Source organism: Aquirufa sp. ROCK-SH2 (genome assembly GCF_054558315.1).
Genome location: NZ_JBPXKB010000001.1, coordinates 844,528 through 865,911, shown reverse-complemented (window position 1 = coordinate 865,911; position 21,384 = coordinate 844,528). Strand labels below are relative to the sequence as shown.

Below are 21,384 nucleotides of genomic sequence, written 5' to 3'. Positions count from 1 at the left end.
ATTGAAGGGTAAAATTAAAGAATTAATATCTTTATAAATAAATAATTTAACCAATGAAATACCTTTTATTTTTTGTCTTAGGATTAATTACAATCACCAGTTTTAGTCAAGTTAAATATAGTAATCCCAAACATCCACCTTTGGTCACACATCTATATACAGCGGATCCTTCTGCACATGTTTTTAATGGTCAAATTTATATTTATCCTTCGCATGATATTGAAGCAGGAGTTAAAGAAGATGACATGGGAAGTCATTTTGCCATGAAAGATTACTATGTTTTTTCTCAAAGTTCACCACAAGTATCAGTACAAGATCATGGGGTTGCTTTGGCTCTTGAAAATATCCCATGGGCATCTAAAATGCTTTGGGCTCCCGATGCAGCAGAAAAGGATGGTCATTATTATTTGTATTTTCCTGCCAAAGATAAAGAAGGTGTATTTCGAATTGGAGTTGCGAAAAGTAATCAGCCTGAAGGGCCTTTTATTGCAGAAAAAGACTATATCCAAGGTTCTTACAGCATTGATCCATGTGTATTCAAGGATAAAAATGGAGATCATTATTTGTATGTGGGTGGAATTTGGGGTGGTCAATTACAAAGATGGAAGTCTGGTAAATATCAGCTAGACGATACTCAGCCAGCCAATGATTCTCCCGCATTAATGCCAAAAATTGCTAAACTAAAAGGCAATATGATTGAATTGGCTGAATCTTTGAAGGATGTGAAAATTGTGGACAAAGCGGGTAAGTTATTACTTTCCTCAGATCATGAAAGAAGATTCTTTGAAGCAGCTTGGATACACGTATTTAATGGAAAATATTATTTGAGTTATTCAACTGGAGACACACATCACATTGCTTATGCTATTTCAAATTCTCCTTATGGACCTTTTGTTTATCAAGGAGAAGTATTAAATCCTGTACAAGGTTGGACGAATCATCACTCTATCGTTGAATTTCAAGGTAGATGGTATTTGTATTACCATGATGTTCAAATGTCTGGTAAAACACATTTAAGAAATATTAAAGTAGCGGAATTAAAACATTTGGCAAATGGTCAAATTCAAACGATTTCAGCTTATTCTGAATAATAAAACTCTAAAGATTTAACAATGAAACGAATTGAATTTTTAAAAAAATCAAGCTTGGGAATATTTTCTCTGAGTTTATTCAAATGGCCTAGTGCTTCTCAAGCAGAATTGGAATCCAATTGGGCTGGAAATTTAACTTATCATCGAAAAGAATTATTGGCTCCTAAAACAAAGGAGGAGTTAATTGAGGTGGTCAAAAAGTTGAAAAATGGAAAAGTATTAGGGTCTAAACATTCTTTTAATACGATTGCAGATACGAATGAGTCGCATGTGACTTTGGTTTATTTAAACAAGGTTTTAGAATTAGACGAAAAAAATCAATTGGTTTGGGTGGAATCGAGTATTCGATATGGAACCTTAGGAAAGTGGTTGGATGCTAGAGGCTACGCGGTGCATAATTTAGCTTCATTGCCACACATATCCGTGATGGGTGCGGCAAGCACTGGCACGCATGGTTCAGGAGATAAGAATGGAAATTTATCTACCGCTGTCGCTGCGATTGAAATCATAAAGGCGGATGGTTCCACTTTGTTGTTAACAGAAAAAGATCCTGATTTTTATGGTGCTGTAGTTGGATTGGGAGCTTTGGGAATCGTTTACAAGGTGGCATTGAAAATCCAACCTAAATTTGATGTGACGCAACACGTCTTTGAAAATTTGCCCATGTCGCAATTGAAAGATCATTTTGATCAAATCTTTGGTTCAGGATATTCTGTCAGTTTATTTACACATTGGTTAGATAAGAATATTAATCAAGTTTGGGTTAAAAGAAGAACCGATAAAACGTACGAAAGCTTAGAAAATGAGCTTTTTGGCGCAAAAGCAGCGACTCGAAATTTACATCCCATTAAGGTGAATTCTCCAATCAATTGTACGGATCAAATGGGGGTTCCTGGTCCTTGGTATGAGCGTTTACCTCACTTTAAAATGGATTTTATTCCAAGTAACGGGGCTGAATTACAATCTGAATTTTTTGTGCCTAGAAAGTTGGCCTATCAAGCAATCATGGCTATTGAGTCAATGCACAAAGAAATTTATCCCGTTTTATATGTAACAGAATTGCGAAGTATTGCTGCAGATAATTTTTGGATGAGTCCAGCCTACAAACAAGATGTTGTAGCCATTCACTTTACTTGGAAACCGAATACGGAAGAGGTATTGAAATTATTGCCTAAAATAGAAGCAAAATTGAAACCATTTGGAGGAAAACCACATTGGGGAAAAATATTCACGATGCCTGCTGATGTTTTACATAGTAGATATCCTAAATACAAAGATTTTTTAGCCTTGGCTAAGAGATTAGATCCGACAGGAAAGTGGAAAAATGACTTTTTGAAGCGTAATATTTATTCATAAATCGAGCAAATGGAGTTTATAACGGCTGATTGGTTTCAAAAGCATCTTTTGGTTCGTCCTTCCGACGGACATAAAAAGACCTTTGGACACGTCCTTGTAGTTGGTGGGAGCGAAGGGAAATACGGAGCTCCCATGTTGACTGCTAAAGCGGCCTTACGTGCAGGTTGTGGATTAGTAACTGCCTGTGTGCCAGAAAAATCGCTTCAAGCTTTATTGACTTATTGTCCAGAAATCATGTCGATTTCTTCAGAAAAGGAGGGGTTTTTATCTGAAATATCTTTGGAATCAGTTGATGCAATTGCCATTGGACCTGGTTTAGGTATTCAGGCTACTTCCATTTTGACTTATTTTTTAACTCATTTCAAAGGGCCTATCGTCATTGATGCCGATGCGATAAATATTTTGTCAGCAAACCCTGAACTTCAACGTTTATTAAGCCCTCAGCATATTTTAACTCCTCATTTGGGCGAGTTTTCAAGATTGATGGGTGAAAAATTAGATATTGAAAATAGTCTTCAAAAAGCTTTTGAGTTTGTGGAAAAAAGGAAGGTTAATTTGGTTTTAAAAGGTAAAAATTCTAAAATATTTGTTAACGATGGCCTAGTATATGAAAATACAAGCGGAAATGCAGGTATGGCCACCGCAGGAAGTGGAGATGTATTAACAGGAATAATTGCCTCTTTGTGTGCTCAAGGATATTCACCTAGTATTGCTGCATGTATGGGAGTTTACCTGCATGGTTTGGCTGGCGACAAAGCCATAGAATCTCAAAATGAAGCTAGTTTGATTGCGAGTGATTTAGTGGAGGCGTTGAAATTAATTATGAATTATGAATTATGAATTATGAGTTATGAAATGTGGAAAAAATATTCCCCAAACTCATAACTCATAATTCATAATTCATAATTAAGAAAGTATCGCCTTCGCGTATTCAACACATTTTTTCACTTCAGCTACTGGGTTAGAATCTGCTGGTACGTCATATTCCAATTCGATGGTTGCGGGGAATGTATATTTTTTATTCTTTAAAAGAGTTAAGATTTCTTTCAAAGGCGTATTTCCTTGTCCCCATGGCATATTTTGTCCACCACCTTCTTTGTTTTTACGATCTTTGATGTGCATGGATGTAATTCTATCATGCTTATTTTCGATCAATTTCAACAAAGATTCTGTGGTATTAGGTCCACCTGCTGCGATGTAGTGGCCGCAGTCTAAATTCATGGAATTATATGGTGATTGTGCCAATGCAACATCCCAAGCGGTATCAGTTGCTTGAAGGTGGGCATGATATCCAATATATACTTTGTGCTTGCTTGCTAAATCGCCTAATCTTTTTGAATGATCAGGGTTAGTTGGTAATTCGATCGTAACAGAATTCGCTCCCAAAGCTTTCGCAGCTTTTAGTGCATATTCAATTTCTCCATCAGTATTGTTGGGATTTAAAGCATTGGGCTTGAAAGCATAAATACTAACACCTGCTTTATCAAACATACTTTTCACTTCTTTTACCTTATCCATACTCACAGTTTCACGCCATGTAGCTACATCTTTGTTGTATTGCGCCATGGCTGCTTTTTGCTCGTCAGTCAAAGTTGGTCTTGGTTGACCAGGTTGCCATCTTGGCATAGCCACTGGATTTTTAGGCTTACCGATGTAATCTTCTACAGCTTCACCCATTAATTCAATTGCACTTACACCTGAATCAACACAATATTGTAAGGTTTCTTGAATACTTCCTGGTAAAGAACGGAATGAATAGGTAATTGTTCCAATTTGAACTCCAGCGAATTTAGAATTAGGGCCAGCGAATAAACTTCCTTGAGCGAAAGCAGATTTACTTGCCATGAAAATTCCTAAAGATGCTAATGAGCCTTTTAATAAAAAGTTACGTCTAGATTGACTATTGATTGATTGTTCTTCGTTTAACATGATTGTAATAGGTTTAATAAAATGAAGAAGCAATGTTGTAAATATTTTTGAAATTATCGTATCAAAATGAATATTTTGCGACCAAATACCTGAAAAAAGGCATTAAATTTACTTTAAGTGTTAAAAACTATTTATTTTTATTTAAAAGGCTTGACCTTTATCAGGATGTAAAGTGCATTTTTTCTCTAGATTTACAGCATGAATGACTTATTGTTGAAAGTAAAAGATTTGGGAATTGCTTATGGAAACCAGGTCATTTTGAAAGATGTAAATTTTGAGATGTACCAAAATGAAGTGTGGGCTATTGTGGGTGGAGTAGGGGCAGGTAAGACGAGTTTAGCTAAGGCATTAACAGGTCGATTGTTTAGAACAGGTGAAGTGGAATTTAAAGCTTTGGGAGATAGAAAAAATCCATTTGTTTTATTGGTGGATCAACAACATCAATTTAAAAATCGAAGTAATGTCAATGAGTTTTATCTTCAACAGCGATTTAATTCAGCTGATTCACAGGATTCTTACACCATCAAGGAGGAATTAGAGGAAGAAGATGCCACAAAAGTGCAAGAATTGCTGGAATTGTTTCATTTAAAAGAACATTGGAATAAACCTTTATTGCAATTGTCGAATGGCGAAAATAAGCGTCTACAAATTATAAAAGCCTTATTAAAGGATCCAGATTATTTAATTTTTGACAATCCTTATTTAGGTTTAGATGTGGCTGGAAGGAGTTTATTGACTCAATCATTGAAACAATTAAAATGTCAAGGAGTCCCTTTTATTTTAATCAATAGTCCAATAGATTTACCTGATTTAGTGGATAAAGTACTATTTCTTGAGCATGGCAAAGTAATGTGGAAAGGCTCTAGAGAGCATTATTCTTCTCAAGATTCATCTTTGAAGATTTCCGAAAATTGGCAAATGAAATTGGAAGGTTTAATTCAAGATCGAAATCAATTTTCAGATTTTGAGGTTGCTGTGAAAATGGAGGAGGCAAGGATTCAATATCAAGATAAAGTGATTTTAAACCAAGTGAATTGGTTAATCAATAAAGGCGATAAATGGGCCATAAAAGGACCCAATGGAGCGGGTAAATCCACATTGATAAGCATGATAACGGCAGATAATCCTCAAAGTTATTCTCAAAAATTGTGGTTATTTGATCGCAGAAGGGGAAGTGGAGAAAGTATTTGGGACATTAAAAAACGCATAGGATTTGTTAGTCCTGAGCTGCACTTGTATTTTAAAACGGCCGCAACTTGTTTGTCGGTGATTGGATCAGGATTATTTGATACGATTGGTTTATTCAAAAAATTGAGCGATTTGCAGGAAAAACGGGTCTTGGATTGGATGGAAATTCTTGGAATTAGTCATTTGCAAAACCAATATTTTCAGCGTATTTCTACCGGAGAACAACGATTAGTACTTTTAGCAAGGGCTTTTGTGAAAAATCCCCCCTTATTAATTTTAGATGAACCTTGTCAAGGTTTGGATCAATTTCAAATTGAGCACATCAAAAATATCATTGATTTTTTGGCTGAAAATTCAGATATGACATTGATTTATGTGTCACATTATGAATCAGATATTCCGAGTTGTGTGAAAATGAGGTATGAATTATGATGTATGAATTATGATGTATGAATTATGATGTATGAATTATGATGTATGAATTAATTAACGACTCATAACTCATAACTCATAATTCATAATTCATAATTCATCACATTGCTTGGTTCCGTAAACCAATTTGGGCCATTTTCGGTCATATACACACAATCTTCATGACGAACACCAAATTCACCTGGAATGGCGATGGTCGGTTCGATGCTAAAACACATTCCTACTTGTAAGGGTAATTTATTGCCTTTGACCATATTCCCCCATTCATGTCCATTCATGCCAATTCCATGTCCTGTGCGATGTGGTAATCCTGGTAATTGATAATTAGGGCCAAATCCAGCATCAATAATAACTTTTCTAGCTGCAAAATCCACTTCCTCACAGGCAACTCCTAATTGAGCAGCTTTAAATCCAGCCAATTGAGCTTTTTGTTCCAACTCCCAAATGAATTTTTGTTTGTCTGTGGCTTTTCCAAAGACAATTGTGCGGGTAATATCTGAGCTGTATCCACCTACTCGGCAGCCCACATCCATCATCACTACATCTCCTTTTTTCAAGGGTGTTTTTTTATTACTACCGTGTGGAAATGAAGTAGCCAGTCCAAAAGTAACTGCGGCGAAATCGTGTACAGTACCCATTTGGGTATGTGCATAAGCTATTTTATCGGCAATGAATTTGGTGCTTACTCCTTCATTTAGAAAAGTATACGCATATTCAATGGCTTTTAAGGTAGCATTGTTGGCCAATTGCATCAATTCAATTTCGTGTGGTGATTTGATCAATCGGCAAGGGACCGTTATAGGGTCTCCGCTGATAATTTGGAAATTTTTTCCAGCTTTTTTGAGTCCATCTGCTATAAAAAAACGAGTTTGCTCCTCAACGGCTAATTGCCCTTTGGTGATACCCAATTTTTTAAGAATTTGGAAGCACAATGAAAAAGGGTTTTCATGTTCTTCCCAAGTAGAAACTTGATCCCCAATTTTGTCTAATTCCTGAAATCGATCTTCTTCAAAGGCGGGGCAAATATATTGTATGTGGCCATTTTGAGGGATAATACACAACATACTTCGTTCGCTTGGATACCATTTTAAGCCAGTGAAGTAATCTAAACTGGTTCCTGCATCTAATATCAGTGCTTGAATGTTGTTTTCAATCAATAATCTTTGAGCTTTGGCAATTCGAATCAATCGCTCTTCTTTAGTGATTGGATTAAATTTTACGAGTTGAAATTCTTCAATAATTTTATTTGAATTGTTAAAATAGGTGTTTAACAGTGGTAATCCAATGAGTGATAAGCTTGATTTTTTAATAAAATCCCTTCTTTCCATGTTAGTTTAGATTCAATTGATCGATGAAATATTCAATTATTTCTTAAAATTATGTTTTTAAAGTGGATTTTCTCAAATTGCTAGCCTTATTGTAATATTTATTTGACATGAAAGTAGCCATTAGACAAGTTTTTATTTTCCTCTTTCTCCTTATCAGTCAAGTGCTTACAGCACAAAAAAGCATTAAAAAGATCTCGAAAGATGTTTTATTAGATAAGATCAAAGGTGGTTGGGCCGGTCAAACCATTGGTGTTACTTATGGTGGACCGATGGAATTTCGGTATAATGGAACAATTATAGATGCCTACCAGCCCATTGTTTGGTATGATGGTTATTTGAAAAAAACGATGCTTGAAAATCCAGGATTGTATGATGATTTGTACATGGATCTAACTTTTGTAGAGGTTTTTGAAAAAAATGGTTTACAAGCACCAATTTCTGCTCATGCGAATGCATACGCCCATGCAGGTTATGCCTTGTGGCATGCCAATCAAGCGGGGAGATACAATATTTTGAATGGAATGACATCGCCTGAATCTGGCCATTGGATGAATAATCCGCATGCAGATTGTATTGATTATCAAATCGAGAGTGATTTTGCTGGCTTAATGTCTCCAGGTATGCCTAATGTCGCTTCCGAAATATCGGATAAAATAGGACATATCATGAATTATGGTGATGGTTATTATGGAGGAGTTTTTATTGGGGCATGTTATTCGATGGCATTTGTATCGAATGATGTTCCAACAATTATTCAGGAAGCATTGAAAACCATTCCTAAACAAAGTAAATATTACCAATGCATTGCTGATGTCATTTCTTGGCATAAAAAATTTCCTAATGAATGGAAAGCCACATGGTTTGAGATTCAGAAAAAATGGGCACAAGATATTTCTTGTCCAGATGGTGTTTTTAGGCCATATAATATAGATGCAACCATTAATTCTGCCTATGTCGTATTGGGTTTGCTATATGGAAATGGGGACTATTCAAAAACCTTAGATATAACGACTCGCTGTGGACAGGATGCCGACTGTAATCCATCTTCTGCAGGAGGGATCTTAGGAACAATGTTGGGCTATAAAAAAATACCAGCTTATTGGAAATTAGGCTTAAAAGAGGCTGAAGATATTGATTTTAAATATACAAGTACTTCATTGAGTAAGGTATATGAAATGGGCTATCGACATGCGCTTCAAAATATCGAAAATCATGGAGGAAAAATAAAAAATAGTCTCATTGAAATTCCTTTTGAGTCACCCAAATCTGTCAAAATGGAAGAAAGTTTTCCAGGAATGAGACCTATTGAGCGTAGAGGAATCGGTAAAACCTTGAAAGATGAGATGGAATTTGAGTTTGAAGGAAATGGATTTGTATTGACAGGCGAGGCATCCAAATGGGGCTCCTTAGATCCTTATACATTTGACATGGAAGTGTTTTTAGATGGAAAATTGATGGAAGTGGCCAAATTACCCGTTTCATTCACTACTCGCAGGTATGAATTAACTTGGAAATATTTGATTCCCCAAGCAAAGCATCAAGTGAAGGTAAAATTGAAAAATCCAAGTTCTATCTATGAGTGCAAAGTGTATGATTTGTTGGTGTATTCAGGGAAATGAAGTCTTTTAAATTCGACATTCTACATTCACTTCAAGCGTTTTAACCGCTATTGTTCTACCAACATACTCTTCTGTTTCGATTTTTTCTTTTAATTCAATTTGGTAGTTTTTATTTTGGGATAAATGAAGAAATTGTACGATAAAAGTCTTTTTATTAGCCTTTTGAATTGTTTTTAGGATTTTCGTGTGTTGGTGTAGGTCGGAGATGAAATGAGCGATTTGGTCTGCCTGAATAGGAGAGAAAGTAAAATGGATTGATTGCCCATCTTTACTTAGAAGTCGGGCGTGGTTTAATTTTGTACTGTTAGCGATGTATTCATTTTTCTTGCCTAATTCAGATTTTCTAAATTGATTTTTCTCCATAAATTGAATGAAATCATTGTTGTTTGTGGATAGAAGCTGAATGATATTTTCTGTGTTTAAATCAACGTATTGACAAAACTCGTCTTTGACTAATTTTAATGTTAGGGTTTCTTGGGCAAAAGTGGCATTGTGGAGACTAAAAAAAACAAATGCAAAAAAGAGAAACCGTTTTAACATACTGAAATGATGAAATAATGATGAAGCAATTCTAAAAATAAGATATCTTTACGAAATTTCAGTCGTTTTCAGGATGTTACACTTGATTTTTTCTTTTTACGTTTTTTTGTTTCCAATCGGAGGATGCATTTTTGAAGATGGACTTTATCGTGCCAAAGTGTTAACAACCAATAAAAGTAAATCTCAACCGATCGTCGTTGATATTGAAGGATGTCTGATTTTACGCATTCAATATCCAAATAAAACGCTTATTTCTGTCAAATCGGATGAGTTGGACGACGACGGACATGGCATTGTTCAATTACCCAATGGGGAAAAAATGGAGGTGTTGGTAAATATTCAGGAGCCGGTTAATAACTAAAAACTATTTTAAATAATAATGCAATCCAAAGCCTAAGGTTAATCCAGAAACTCCTAATCCGGAAGAAACGTTCAAGCGTCCGAAACCTAGATCTCCTGACAATTCAAGATTCTCTGTTAATCTACCTTGAAGGCCCGCGCCTGCTGAATAACCTACAAAATTGCCACTGTAATCATTCAGAAAATTATTAGATAATCCTGCTAATTTGTAATTGTAAGTTACGATGCCTAATCCACCAAAAACATAAGGCTTCAATTTTCCGAATTCATCGGTTTCGAAATAATAATTGTATCGTCCGCCAAAATAGTTGATACTTAAATCGCCTACAGAGATAGGGTTAATGATTCCTTGAATGCTCGATTTGCTATCTAAGTTGTACTTTAAACTCAAGCCCATGGAAAAAGCTTGATATTGAACTCCCACAGACAGTTTTTCATTTTGAGCGAAAGTTGAAAAGCTTGAGATCAAGCAAAAAATGATTGTGATGGTAGAAAGGATTTTTTTCATGTGATTGAAATTTAGTGATGGGAAAAATGAATCTAAATTTATAAATTAAATATCAATTGCTCGTTGTATCTAGTTCAAACGGGATTATTTTCTTTTTATTTTATGAACTTCCAAAACTTGGATGAATAGAATATCATAATTCCAAGGTAAATAGTAACATTTGGCTTTAATTTATGAAAAAAAATAGATTTTTCCACGTTTGGTTCAGTTCGTAACAATTGGCTCATATTTGATTAATCTATCCTTTCTATATCTGTGTTTTAGTTTGTTTTTTTTGATTATTTGATAATCTACTGGTAAACGCAACAACTTTTGCAAAAGGTATTTTTGTCGAAATTAAACAAAAATAACATGCCTAAGTTTACATTTACACGGTTTCTAAGACTTCCAAAGAAAAGTCTTCTTTACTTATTTTCTTTAATACTCTTTAGTTCCATTATGTATGGACAAGGAACGGATGCAACCATTTTCGGAAAAGTGGTTGATGAGAAAGGGGAGGTCATTCCTGGTGTTACAGTGCGTTTAAAAAACGAATCGACCGGTTTTCAGTCGGGAACTGTTTCTAATGCAAAAGGCGAGTATCAAATGCAACAATTGCCTTTGGGAAAACCGTATACAGTGATGTTTTCATTCGTTGGGTATCAGACGATGAAATTCACAGATTATGCGGTGAATCAAGGTGATAAAATCAGAATTGATGGTAAATTAATTCCTAGCGATACACAGCTGAAAGAAGTAGTGGTGAATGGCAATTCATTCGTTAATAAAGAGACTGCTCGTGCAGGTGCTGCAATTGCGGTAACATCTCTACAAATGAAGCAGTTGCCCATGGAAGGTAGAAATTTCACCGCTTTAACAGCTCTTTCTCCTTTGCAAGGTAAAAATGGTAGTTTTAGTGGTCAACGTTCTTCTTCTACCAACGTTACTATGGATGGTGTAAACGCAAGAAATATGTACACCAACGGTGCGGTGGGTAATGGACCATACACGATTTCTCAAGAAGCAATTCGTGAATACCAGGTTTCTACCAACAATTATGATGTTACGCAAGGACGTCAGGGAGGTGGATCTCTTAATGCAGTTACAAAAAATGGTACCAACACCATGGAAGGATCTGCTTTCTTTTTTCAACGTGCAAGTAATGCCTATTTGATGGGAAATAAGTTGTTTCCAATGAACAGTGAGTTCAATCCTAACGGAACTGCTCGTACTACCAACATTGATCAGAAACAATATGGTTTTTCATTAGGTGGAGCCATTGTGAAGGACAAATTGCATTATTTTGTGGCTTATGATCGTCAAACAGAAACGATTCCTTTTCAAATTGCTCCCGTTTTTGATGCAACAGAAGAAGCTAGATTTGGTATCACAAAAGCTAATTTAGATGAATTGATTTCGATTGCTCGTGCCAAATATGGTTTGAAAAATACGCCTCAATACGGTAATTTTTCTCGTGAAACTGAAGCAAATGCCTTGTTTGCTCGTATCGATTGGCAGATTAACGCGAAACATAAATTGACTTTCAGAAATAATTTAACGACATGGTTTGCTCCAAATTCGCAAAATGATAATTCAAATATCAATTTATTAGAAAGCTATATCGGATACAAAACCAAGGAAAACAGTGCTTTATTATCATTGCGTTCGGAATTGGCTCCTAATTTGACCAATGAATTGAAATTTCAATTTCAAACAGTGAATCGTGATTATATTGTTAGTTCAGATTTACCTGCTGCGAATATCCCTCGTGCAATTATCACCGTAAAATCAACGATTCCAACTTCAACGAATCCAGCGGCAACGCAAACGAAAACGGTTCAGTTTGGTGGACAACGTTATGGTACAGAATATGCGAACGATGTGACCTTACATTTAGCCAATACGTCGTATTTACGTAAAGGAAACTTGAATTTTAAATTTGGAACAGATAATATGATGACATTTTTAGATTCAAAAATCGTCAATGAGATGAATGGACGTTTCTTTTTCAATAGTTTAGCTGATTTTGCGGCATTAAAGCCAAGTAGATATGCAAGAGAAGTGCCATTGACAAATCCAGCTGTTCAACAATCTTTGTTAGATTTATCCGCATTTGCACAAGTTGATTTTGAGCCATTCAAAAACGTTTCGGCAATGGTTGGTTTGCGTTATGATGCTACCGTATTTTTCAAGCAAGGTGATGCTAATCCAGTATCTGAAAGTAAATTGGGCATTAAGACCAATAATTCAATGGCTGATTACAATAACATTCAGCCACGTTTTCAGATCACTTGGGATTACGAAGGACGTCAGCGTGATATCATTAAATTGGGTGGAGGTATCTTTTCTGCACAACCCGTTTCGTATCTACAGTTGAATAATATTCAGAACAGTGGTACGATGGTAGGTTCGATTGACGTTTCTGGTGCTAATGTACCAACGCCTAATTTTGAATCATATCGGAATGATCCATCAACTACGCCAGGTATTCCACAAGGAAGTTCTTATATCTCAACAATTAATGCGGTAAATAAGGATTTTCAAGTACCATCTATCTATAAAATCAATTTTTCTTATAATAGATTCTTCAATAGCAGATTCCGTGCGGGAATCAACTTGTTAGCTTCTAAGACAGTTAATAACTATGCATATTACGACAGAAATATCGTTGATGTACCTTATTTTACTTTAAGTAATGAGGCAAACAGAGGAGTTTATGTGCCAGCAGCAAGTATCCCAGCGAATGGTGCAACCGACTGGACAAAAGGACGTAAATCGACAGAATTAGGACGTGTATTGGAATTACAATCGACAGGTATTTTGAATCAAGTTGCAGTTGTTTTAGATGCAAGCATGAAAATTGGTAACGATGGTTATTTTACAGTTAGTTACACAAAGAATGATACAAAAGATAACAGTTCATTTAACTGTTGCGTAGCGAATACTTCAACATTTCGTCCGATTGTAGATGATCCACGTGATCAAACGATTGCTTATTCAGATGATCATTTTTCTGATAAATTAGTGATTTCAGGAGCATCGCCTTCATGGAAAGGCTTTCAAGTTGGAGCAGTATTGAATGGAGTAGGAGGAACACGTTATTCATTCATGGTAGGTGGAAACAAGAGTATCAATGGAGACTTTAATTTAACGAATGATTTGGCTTATGTATTTGATCCAAACGATCCCAAAGTTCCAGCGGCTATCAGAACAGGTATTCAAGGATTATTGGATAATCCAGATGTAGTGGAAAGTGTAAAAACATATATCAGAGAAAATATCGGAAAAGTAGCAGCTAGAAATGGGGGAGTAAATCCATTCTATTACACAGTTGATTTACGATTAACGAAAGATATTCGTTTGTTCAAAACACGTAATTTAGCTTTCTCAGCAGACTTCTTCAATTTTATGAATTTGTTGGACAAAACACAAGGCGTAAGTTACAACCAAGGAAATATCAATTTAGTATCGATGACCGGATTTGACCAAGCAACGCAAAATTATACGTATACCGTAGAAACTGGTGCAGGTAGAAAATTAAATTCAGCAGGAGGTACTCCGTGGAGAATTCAGTTGGGAGTTAGGTATTCATTCTAATTTTTGATTTATTTAAATATATCAAACAGGTGGTGCAGAAATGCATCACCTGTTTTGTTTTGGAGAAAAATATCAATAATGTGATTATTTAATTTTTTACTGTTTGTTGATTTTAAAAAAGATAAATTTCTTTTACTTTTGTAAAACATTTACAGAATAGAAATTAAATAAGATAATACACCTCCTATGCCTCTCAATGAAGCACACTTAGGAGGTTTTCTTTTTCATAATAAGTCTAAATATTATTGAATTTGCAAACTAGAATGGGATATGATGTGTAATCCTAAGATGAAGTAATGCTTATTAAAGTTCTATTTAGTTCGAACATGGTTTTAGAGGTTAAGGTCAAAAAGGTGTAAATCTTAAGCATTATTAAGAGATGAATAAGTTCTTTCATTCCAAAACAAAAGATGTTGGTTAAATTGAATTTATAGGATTTATTTTTAATGTAATTAATTCGACAGAATTAAATATGTATCATTCTAAACTAACAATTTTAGATCCCCAATACTTTTACAAAGATTCCAATTACTCTAAGTGCACTTGTTTCCTCATCTCTAAGAATTATAGAATCATAATTTAATGTTGATTTCGGCAAAAGGGTAATTTCTTCGTGTCTCCAGTTTTCATCAGTGATAATTTTTTTGCTACTGTATTCTTTAATCGTATAATTGGAGCCAAAATCTACGTCTATAAAATCATTCATTTCTACCAATGTTATTAAACCATTTCTAGAGCCGTTTGTATATTTTTCGAAAAGACAAATTGACCCATTTTCAATAATTTTATTCATTGATTCACCTATCACTTTGCAAGCAAAAAAACGTTCTTGATTTGGAATATTTTCTTCTAATTCAATATATTGGATATTTTGTACTATTTGAAGAGCAGAAAAAGAGCCAGCTGCAATTTTTAAATCATAGAAAGGAATCGTTTTATTATTTGGTTTATCCAAAATGGTTAAATTGGGCTTCACTATATCTTTCATTTTTAAAGTCAGATACTGACTCAAGTATGATCTTAGATTACTATTACAAGCATATATGAATGTTCCTTTTACTCCACGCAAAAGTATTGTTTTGTAAATGTTTAAAATGTATTCTTTTAAAATATCATTATCGTTAATCGTATTTTTGCCAGCTTTGTCCTTGTATTTACTTTTATCAATTATAAGCTGTTTTTTTTCAAAATCATAATCAAGTTCTGGACCTATTATTACTCCTGTGTAATTTAAATCATAACCCTGAGTAGTATGTATACAACCAACTTCATCTATTGAGTTTGGTGAATTTACCCAATCAATAGCAACACTATTCCACCTTAATTTAGTTTCTTGAATTATGATATCGTAGGCAGATTTGTCTTTATTCGAAATCCATTCCCAAGCATAACCTGCAATCAAGCGAGATAATCCATCTGATTTTTCACGTTTTTTAATTTCATTTACCATTAGTTGAATATCATCGAACAAATAACATTCATACTCTAATGATTGAAATTTATTTGGAATATTAATTTTATTATCCAACAAGTTATTAATCAGCTTAACATATTCATTCCCTCCGCGACATCTAAATTGCGTTTTGAGTGTTTCAATTCTAGTCGAAGGTGCTTTTTCAAGTTCAATAAAGCGTGAACGTTGAACATCGGATGGTTTAATGGATTGAAATTGATCATAAAAAATAAGAGAATTTTTAGATTGAATTAAAATCCAATCTAATTCACTTGCCGTTGATTTATCTAATTCTAAGGACTCACATGTATCATCAAATGGTTTAAAATAAGGGCCAAGATTAACACGCCTTCTCAAACGATGTCCTTCATCAACAATTACTAAATCATATTTATTTTTTGATAAATCAGATGGACCAACAACCATTTTCGGTGATAACCCATGAATATTTTTAAAGACCTTTGAAATTGTTTTCCTAAATGACGCCATGGGAATAACTAATGCCATATCTAAGTCACCATATTTTTCTCGAACTGATTTTAAAAGATTAAATAATTCTAAATCTTTTTCATCAAATTCTGAAAAGTTGAAATCTTCAAGATTGGTTTTAAGCAATTTGAAAAGAAATATTGCTAAAATTGATTTACCTGTTCCTGCGCCTCCTTGGATTAGGCTAACATTATTTTTGTCATCTAATAAGCATTCCAATATTAATTTCAAACTTGATACCTGTTCTGTTGAAAGTGATTTATATGGAGAGTATTTAAATAAGTCTGAATTGTCGATGTGTTCCATTGAATGTCGAACAATTCCCATGTTTCTTAATTCATTCCATATGTCCCTAAATAACTCCCAGTATACTTCTTTTTGCTGATAAAAACGATGATTAGCAATTCCAAGATTTGCATTATTTAAATTGAATTGTCCATCTGCGTTTATGTATCGAATTAGATTTGCTTCTATATCAAGAGTCGCAGATTTATTGAATAAATTACTCGTTATTAGATTGACAGAGGTCAATTTTTTTTTATTTTCTGTCTTAGAATGAGCTTTCAATCGCTTTATAACATCAGTTGTTTCACCTACATAAGCGTATTTACTCTGTTGGTCATTTAATAAATACACCAGCGGCCAAGATATATATTCTCTGTGATTTTCTACAATATTAATTTCAATATTAGAATCAAAATTGTAACGTGAAATAGTGAATTTATCTTTCATTTATAACAGATCATATTTATCTGATTTGCCTTTTGCTTTGTCAATAGGGTATTTTTTTGCATTTAGCTTTATTTTTTCAGATACTATATCAAACGGATTTAATCCATATTTTTCAGCTAATAAAAATGAAAAAGATAATATATCAGCTAATTCTTCTTTTATACGATCAATTTTAACATTGTTTGTTTCTTCTATTGATTTCCACAAAAACAATTCGTTTAGTTCCGCGGCTTCTATAGAAATTGCAATTGCTAAATTTTTTGAGTCATGAAATTGTTCCCAATCCCTATCATCTCTAAATTTTGTTAGTTCATCAATAACACTTTTATATTTTTCCATTATTAAAATATTTGCCTAAAAATAACAAAAAAATTAACAATTCTATTTCAATTTGTTTGAACGAAAAGCTATATCCTGCGATATTATTAACTTTAATTTTTTAGTAATTTAGAAATGTCAAAATTTTAAATCCACGTAGGAAAAAATGGGGGCCAGAACCGTTTCTTGAATTAAAATGAGTTACTAAATTGAGGTTTTAGTTTTGTCTTTTGTAATAATGGCTTATTTAATCACTGGAACGATACTTTCCAAAAGTTGTTGTAAATCACCTCTAAAGCTATGCTCGGTTGCATTTCCGAGTTTATAGCTTTGATTGATGTTGTTTAGGTATTGTTCTAAGGTCATGTGGCTCGTTTAGAGAATGGAATATCTAAATTAACAATAAATTTTCGGAATTCGAATTTGATTACCATATTTATCGGTTTTTTTAAATGTCCAGTTTTTTTATTAATAAAATGGACAATATTAGTATATTTGCGAAAACAATAATTGCATGAAAATAACTGAATACATATCATTTACAATAGATAGATTACCAAAAGGTTATGTATTCACCTATAATGATTTTAATGTAGAGGTTAACCAAAAAGAAGCGACAATAAAAGCACTGAACCGTATGGTAGCTTCGGGTAAACTAGCTAAACTATCAAAAGGGAAATATTATAAGCCTGAAAATACACCATTTGGCAACTTGCAACCAAGCCAGGATCAGGTGGTAAAGGATTTGTTGAAAGATAATGGGAAAATAACGGGTTATTTAACGGGATTCAGTATTTATAACTTGCTTGGCTTGACTACCCAAGTGAGTAATACGATCCAAATTGCTAAAAATCAAATACGGCCATCTTTTAAAAGAGAGCGCTATTCAATTGCATTTGTTAAGCAAAAAAATATCATCACAAAAGAGAATGTTCCATTATTGCAGCTATTAGATGCTATACGCTATATTAAAAAAATACCTGATGCAAGTATTGAGTTTGCGTGTAGGCGTTTAATAGCTATCTTTAAAACATTGACTGAAAAAGATATCAATACAATTGTGCGTTTGTCATATAAATATCCTCCTGCTACGAGAGCTTTATTAGGAGCAATTTTAGAACAAATAGGACAAAATGAACCATTACAGAATCTTTTTAAAACATTAAATTCAATCACTAAATATAAATTATCGGGTGCCAATAAGATACTTAATGCAACCGAAAAATGGAATATCGTATGAAACTTCATGAAAACCCTCAACTATTCAAGCAGGCCATTCGAGTAACTTCGGATGAATTACAAATAATGCCCATATATGTTGAAAAAGACTATTGGGTGACTTATGCTTTGAATTTGATTTTCAAAAATGAGGTAGGTAAAGATACAGTGTTTAAAGGAGGAACAGCGCTTGCTAAGTGTTACAGCGGTATTGAGCGTTTTTCTGAAGATATAGACCTGGTGGTATTAAGGCGTGTGGGAGATACTGACAATAAATTGAAATCTAAATTAAAGGCTATAAGTAGTTTAGTAGAAACCGTTTTACCCGAAATACCCATTGAAAGTGTTACTCGTAAAAAGGGAATGAACCGAAAAACAGCACATACCTACAATAAGGAATTTAAAGAGGACTATGGGCAAGTTAGAGATGAATTATTTTAGAATCCACTTGGTTGGGTTATTTTGAGCCATATACGACGAAAAGTATTGTTTCATTTGTGGGTCAGATGATGCTCAATAATAAACAGTCGGAGATAGCGAAAGAATATGGTTTGTTGCCATTTGACTTACAGGTATTGGAACCAACCAGAACTCTGTGCGAAAAAATAATGAGTTTAGTTCGTTTTTCTTATGGTGTAAATCCACTCGCTGATTTAAAACAAAAGATCAGACATACCTATGATTTACATCAATTGCTTCAACAAGATGAATTTATGACATTTTTTCATTCAGTAGATTTTGATGAAATGTTGAATAAAGTCGCAAAGGATGATGTAGCTAGTTTTAAAAACAATAACCAATGGTTAATTCATCATCCAAATGAAGCATTAATCTTTAAAGATCTTGAAAATATCTGGAATGAGTTGAAGGATGTTTATATAAATGAGTTTGGGAAATTAGTCTATGGAGCATTTCCAAATGAAGCATTGGTATTACAAACATTAAAAATGATTCAAGAAAGATTAAATTCAATATCTTGGACGATTCAGGCGAGCGACTTGGTTTAATTAAACTATCCATTAAAGGATATTAAATTAATAACTATTTACAAACAATTATAATAGTTTTTTACATCGATACTAAAGGTGTGAAAAAAAATGTTTGCAAATTGTTTGCAAATAATTTGGAGTAGGTTGGGAGTAAGCAAAAAATGCTTGACAATCTATTGATTATCAAGCATTTACAAGAGCCTCCTATCGGGATCGAACCAATGACCTACTGATTACAAGTCAGTTGCTCTACCAGCTGAGCTAAGGAGGCTGATTTGATGATGCAAAAGTAAGCTAAATCGCTTTAAATGCCAAATGTTGCATCAAAAAAAATCGGTTTTTTTTACTCTTTTTTTAATTTATCTAAATCTGATTGTGCTTTTGCAATCTTTTTTTCTACCTCTGAACGCAGTTTTTCCGAGTTCTTCGACTTAGCAAAAAACTCTAAGTTATTGGTTAACACCGCAATATCGTTTTCTAAGGCTTGAATCTTTTTACGCGTATCACCACTTGGTGCTTTCCGCTCGTCGGAATGATTTTTTTCTTCATTCGACATCGATTTTAACTCAAAGCCCCATGCTGCCAATTGTTCTTTTGGCTGTGTTCTCGCTAAATCAATCAAAGCATTCCATGTATTTCGGAATTTTTCCTGAATCGTTTTCACATCTTTTCTTGGAACAAATCCAACTGCATCCCAAGCAGCTTTCTTCTCGCCTAAACTTGCCAATAGGCTAGGATCCTTTAACATAGCTTCCAATTCCACTAACAAGGCTTGTTTCGCTGCTAAATTTGCCTCAAACTCTGCATCCTTAGATCCTTTGCCTTTCTCGCGTTTCATGTTGAAATAAGCGTCGCAGGCTGCCTTGAACTTGGCATAAATCTGATCCTTTTGCTTCTCAGGAACATGACCGATGTCTTTCCACTTTTTCTGTAAATCAATCACCATCTGAGTAATCTCTGGTGTATCTGTGCCCGTCTCCACAATGCCGTTCACCTGATCTACCAATTGTTGCTTCGCTGCTAAATTTGCTTTGCGTTCCGCATCAATTTTTGTGAAAAACTCACTTTTATGCTTGAAAAATAATTTTAAATCTGACCAAAATGAATTACTCACCTCTTTGCCACCTTCTCTCGGTAATCCACCTTTTAATTTACCCCACTGCTCTTGCAAGGCTAAAACTGCCTTAGAAGCTTGATTCCACTCAGAAATACTCGTTGAAGCAAATTGTGCATGGTGCTTCATCAAATCAGCTAACTCTTTTTTGATCTTTAAGTTTTCTTCAAATACCGCTTTTTGTGCTTCGTTGATTTGTCTTTTTTGTTCAAATAACACATCTAGCGACTTTTTAACTCGTTGCCATAATGCTTCATTCTCATCTCTATGCGCTGGCCCGATGTGTTTGTATTCCTCAAATAATTCCTCCGCCTCTTTCAATAATTTTTGTAAAACGCCTCCTTTACTTAATTCTGCGGCTAAAGCTTCTAATTTCTTAGCAATTGCCTCCTTAGCTTGTAAATTCTTCTTGCGATCTAATTCCAATAATTCAAAAAAGATACTTCTATTGCTATAAAAGCGATCTACCAAGGCATGATAGCTTTGCCACAAGGTTTGATTTTGCGGACCCGCTGCATTTCCTAAACTTTTCCACTCTTCTTGAATCTTTTTAAATGCCTTGAAACTCGCATTTACATGGGCAGGATCTGAATTTTCGTCAGAATCCACCAATTTTCTTAATTCTATGATTAATCTATTTTTACCTTCTAATGCTTTTTCCTTTTGTTTTTCTAAGGTTTGGAAAAAAGTTTGTTTTGTTTGACGCAGATGGGTAACAAGCGACTCAATTTTTTGACCTATTTCATCTGCTTTGAAGTTGAAACCTTCTTCTGAATCTTCATTAGCTGCTTTAAATGCGGCTAATGCCGTAGAACGCTCCTCATTCTTGATTGAATCATAAGCCGCTTTTCCTTCTTTGATAATCTCATCTACCTTTTTGAAAAATCCAGCTTGCTGATTTTCCTCCGATAAACTTTTAATTTTTTCGAAAAAACCTAACAGAGCCTCTTTGCTTGCTGAAGCAAAGTCCAATGTGGGTAATTCAACTTGTTTTTCCTCCATTGGAAAAATGGTTTCTGCAACTGCGGCTAATTGTTCAGCTACAGGACTCTCTGTGGATGTTGCTACTGCCTTTTCCACTGGATTTTCCTGAGTGTTTTCAATCGCTGGGCTAGTTTCTTCGGTCATCATACTCGTCGTTGTT

At 34.3% G+C, this 21,384-nt stretch carries 18 protein-coding genes and 1 tRNA gene; 10 read left to right on the top strand and 9 right to left on the bottom strand.

Annotated features, from left to right (window positions below):
- The first annotated feature begins 53 nt into the window (after positions 1-53).
- Genes V7S79_RS03750 through V7S79_RS03740 form a run of 3 tightly spaced genes read left to right on the top strand, consistent with a single transcriptional unit; the run spans position 54 to position 3,287 of the window.
- Positions 54-1,091: a glycoside hydrolase family 43 protein gene (locus tag V7S79_RS03750; RefSeq protein WP_459489214.1), complete on the top strand. Its 1,038-nt coding sequence runs from the start codon at positions 54-56 to the stop codon at positions 1,089-1,091.
- Positions 1,092-1,112: 21 nt separating this feature from the next.
- Positions 1,113-2,447: a D-arabinono-1,4-lactone oxidase gene (locus tag V7S79_RS03745; protein ID WP_459489213.1), complete on the top strand. Its 1,335-nt coding sequence runs from the start codon at positions 1,113-1,115 to the stop codon at positions 2,445-2,447.
- 9 nt (positions 2,448-2,456) lie between these two features.
- On the top strand, positions 2,457-3,287 hold the full coding sequence (locus V7S79_RS03740; RefSeq protein ID WP_459489212.1) for an NAD(P)H-hydrate dehydratase: 831 nt from the start codon (positions 2,457-2,459) through the stop codon (positions 3,285-3,287).
- A gap of 66 nt (positions 3,288-3,353) precedes the next feature.
- On the opposite strand, the gene V7S79_RS03735 is transcribed toward V7S79_RS03740, so the two are convergent.
- On the bottom strand, positions 3,354-4,376 hold the full coding sequence (locus tag V7S79_RS03735; protein ID WP_459489211.1) for a sugar phosphate isomerase/epimerase family protein: 1,023 nt from the start codon (positions 4,374-4,376) through the stop codon (positions 3,354-3,356).
- 198 nt (positions 4,377-4,574) lie between these two features.
- On the opposite strand from V7S79_RS03735, the gene V7S79_RS03730 reads away from it, so the two are divergent.
- Entirely contained in the window at positions 4,575-5,996 is a 1,422-nt protein-coding gene (locus V7S79_RS03730; protein ID WP_459489210.1) for an ATP-binding cassette domain-containing protein, read from the top strand.
- Between the two features lie 83 nt (positions 5,997-6,079).
- On the opposite strand, the gene V7S79_RS03725 is transcribed toward V7S79_RS03730, so the two are convergent.
- Entirely contained in the window at positions 6,080-7,324 is a 1,245-nt protein-coding gene (locus V7S79_RS03725) for a M24 family metallopeptidase (RefSeq protein ID WP_459489209.1), read from the bottom strand.
- Positions 7,325-7,431: 107 nt separating this feature from the next.
- On the opposite strand from V7S79_RS03725, the gene V7S79_RS03720 reads away from it, so the two are divergent.
- Entirely contained in the window at positions 7,432-8,943 is a 1,512-nt protein-coding gene (locus V7S79_RS03720; protein ID WP_459489208.1) for an ADP-ribosylglycohydrolase family protein, read from the top strand.
- A 6-nt stretch (positions 8,944-8,949) separates the two neighbouring features.
- On the opposite strand, the gene V7S79_RS03715 is transcribed toward V7S79_RS03720, so the two are convergent.
- On the bottom strand, positions 8,950-9,483 hold the full coding sequence (locus V7S79_RS03715; RefSeq protein ID WP_459489207.1) for a hypothetical protein: 534 nt from the start codon (positions 9,481-9,483) through the stop codon (positions 8,950-8,952).
- A 73-nt stretch (positions 9,484-9,556) separates the two neighbouring features.
- Between V7S79_RS03715 and V7S79_RS03710 the strand changes: the two genes are divergently transcribed.
- On the top strand, positions 9,557-9,844 hold the full coding sequence (locus tag V7S79_RS03710; RefSeq protein WP_459489206.1) for a hypothetical protein: 288 nt from the start codon (positions 9,557-9,559) through the stop codon (positions 9,842-9,844).
- A 3-nt stretch (positions 9,845-9,847) separates the two neighbouring features.
- Here the strand turns inward: V7S79_RS03710 and V7S79_RS03705 are convergent, their stop codons facing one another.
- Positions 9,848-10,351, bottom strand: a complete 504-nt coding sequence (locus tag V7S79_RS03705; RefSeq protein ID WP_459489205.1) for an outer membrane protein — start codon at positions 10,349-10,351, stop codon at positions 9,848-9,850.
- A 438-nt stretch (positions 10,352-10,789) separates the two neighbouring features.
- Here V7S79_RS03705 and V7S79_RS03700 point away from each other — a divergent pair, with 438 nt between their 5' ends.
- Positions 10,790-13,927 (top strand): TonB-dependent receptor, encoded by a 3,138-nt coding sequence (locus tag V7S79_RS03700; RefSeq protein ID WP_459489204.1) that lies wholly within the window; start codon positions 10,790-10,792, stop codon positions 13,925-13,927.
- A 496-nt stretch (positions 13,928-14,423) separates the two neighbouring features.
- Here V7S79_RS03700 and V7S79_RS03695 read toward each other — a convergent pair whose 3' ends face one another.
- The 3 genes from V7S79_RS03695 to V7S79_RS03685 all read right to left on the bottom strand — a co-directional run bounded on the left by V7S79_RS03695 (position 14,424) and on the right by V7S79_RS03685 (position 17,285).
- Complete coding sequence (locus V7S79_RS03695) at positions 14,424-16,601, bottom strand: DNA/RNA helicase domain-containing protein (RefSeq protein WP_459489203.1); 2,178 nt, start codon at positions 16,599-16,601, stop codon at positions 14,424-14,426.
- Complete coding sequence (locus tag V7S79_RS03690) at positions 16,602-16,940, bottom strand: nucleotide pyrophosphohydrolase (protein WP_459489202.1); 339 nt, start codon at positions 16,938-16,940, stop codon at positions 16,602-16,604.
- Positions 16,941-17,162: 222 nt separating this feature from the next.
- On the bottom strand, positions 17,163-17,285 hold the full coding sequence (locus tag V7S79_RS03685) for a hypothetical protein (protein ID WP_459489201.1): 123 nt from the start codon (positions 17,283-17,285) through the stop codon (positions 17,163-17,165).
- 148 nt (positions 17,286-17,433) lie between these two features.
- On the opposite strand from V7S79_RS03685, the gene V7S79_RS03680 reads away from it, so the two are divergent.
- The 3 genes from V7S79_RS03680 (at position 17,434) to V7S79_RS03670 (ending at position 19,144) form a co-directional block, all read left to right on the top strand.
- Positions 17,434-18,159, top strand: coding sequence for a DUF6088 family protein (locus V7S79_RS03680; RefSeq protein WP_459489200.1), 726 nt, complete (start codon positions 17,434-17,436; stop codon positions 18,157-18,159).
- Positions 18,156-18,578, top strand: coding sequence for a nucleotidyl transferase AbiEii/AbiGii toxin family protein (locus tag V7S79_RS03675; RefSeq protein ID WP_459489199.1), 423 nt, complete (start codon positions 18,156-18,158; stop codon positions 18,576-18,578). Before V7S79_RS03680 ends, V7S79_RS03675 begins: the two co-directional genes overlap by 4 nt.
- Positions 18,579-18,643: 65 nt before the next feature.
- A complete protein-coding gene (locus tag V7S79_RS03670) occupies positions 18,644-19,144 on the top strand; it encodes a nucleotidyl transferase AbiEii/AbiGii toxin family protein (protein WP_459489198.1) in 501 nt (166 codons plus the stop codon).
- A 180-nt stretch (positions 19,145-19,324) separates the two neighbouring features.
- Here V7S79_RS03670 and V7S79_RS03665 read toward each other — a convergent pair.
- Positions 19,325-19,397 (bottom strand) — tRNA-Thr (locus tag V7S79_RS03665).
- A 72-nt stretch (positions 19,398-19,469) separates the two neighbouring features.
- Positions 19,470-21,371 carry a DUF349 domain-containing protein gene (locus tag V7S79_RS03660; RefSeq protein ID WP_459489197.1) on the bottom strand — a complete coding sequence of 634 codons (1,902 nt, stop codon included), beginning with the start codon at positions 21,369-21,371 and terminating at the stop codon, positions 19,470-19,472.
- Positions 21,372-21,384: the final 13 nt, after the last annotated feature.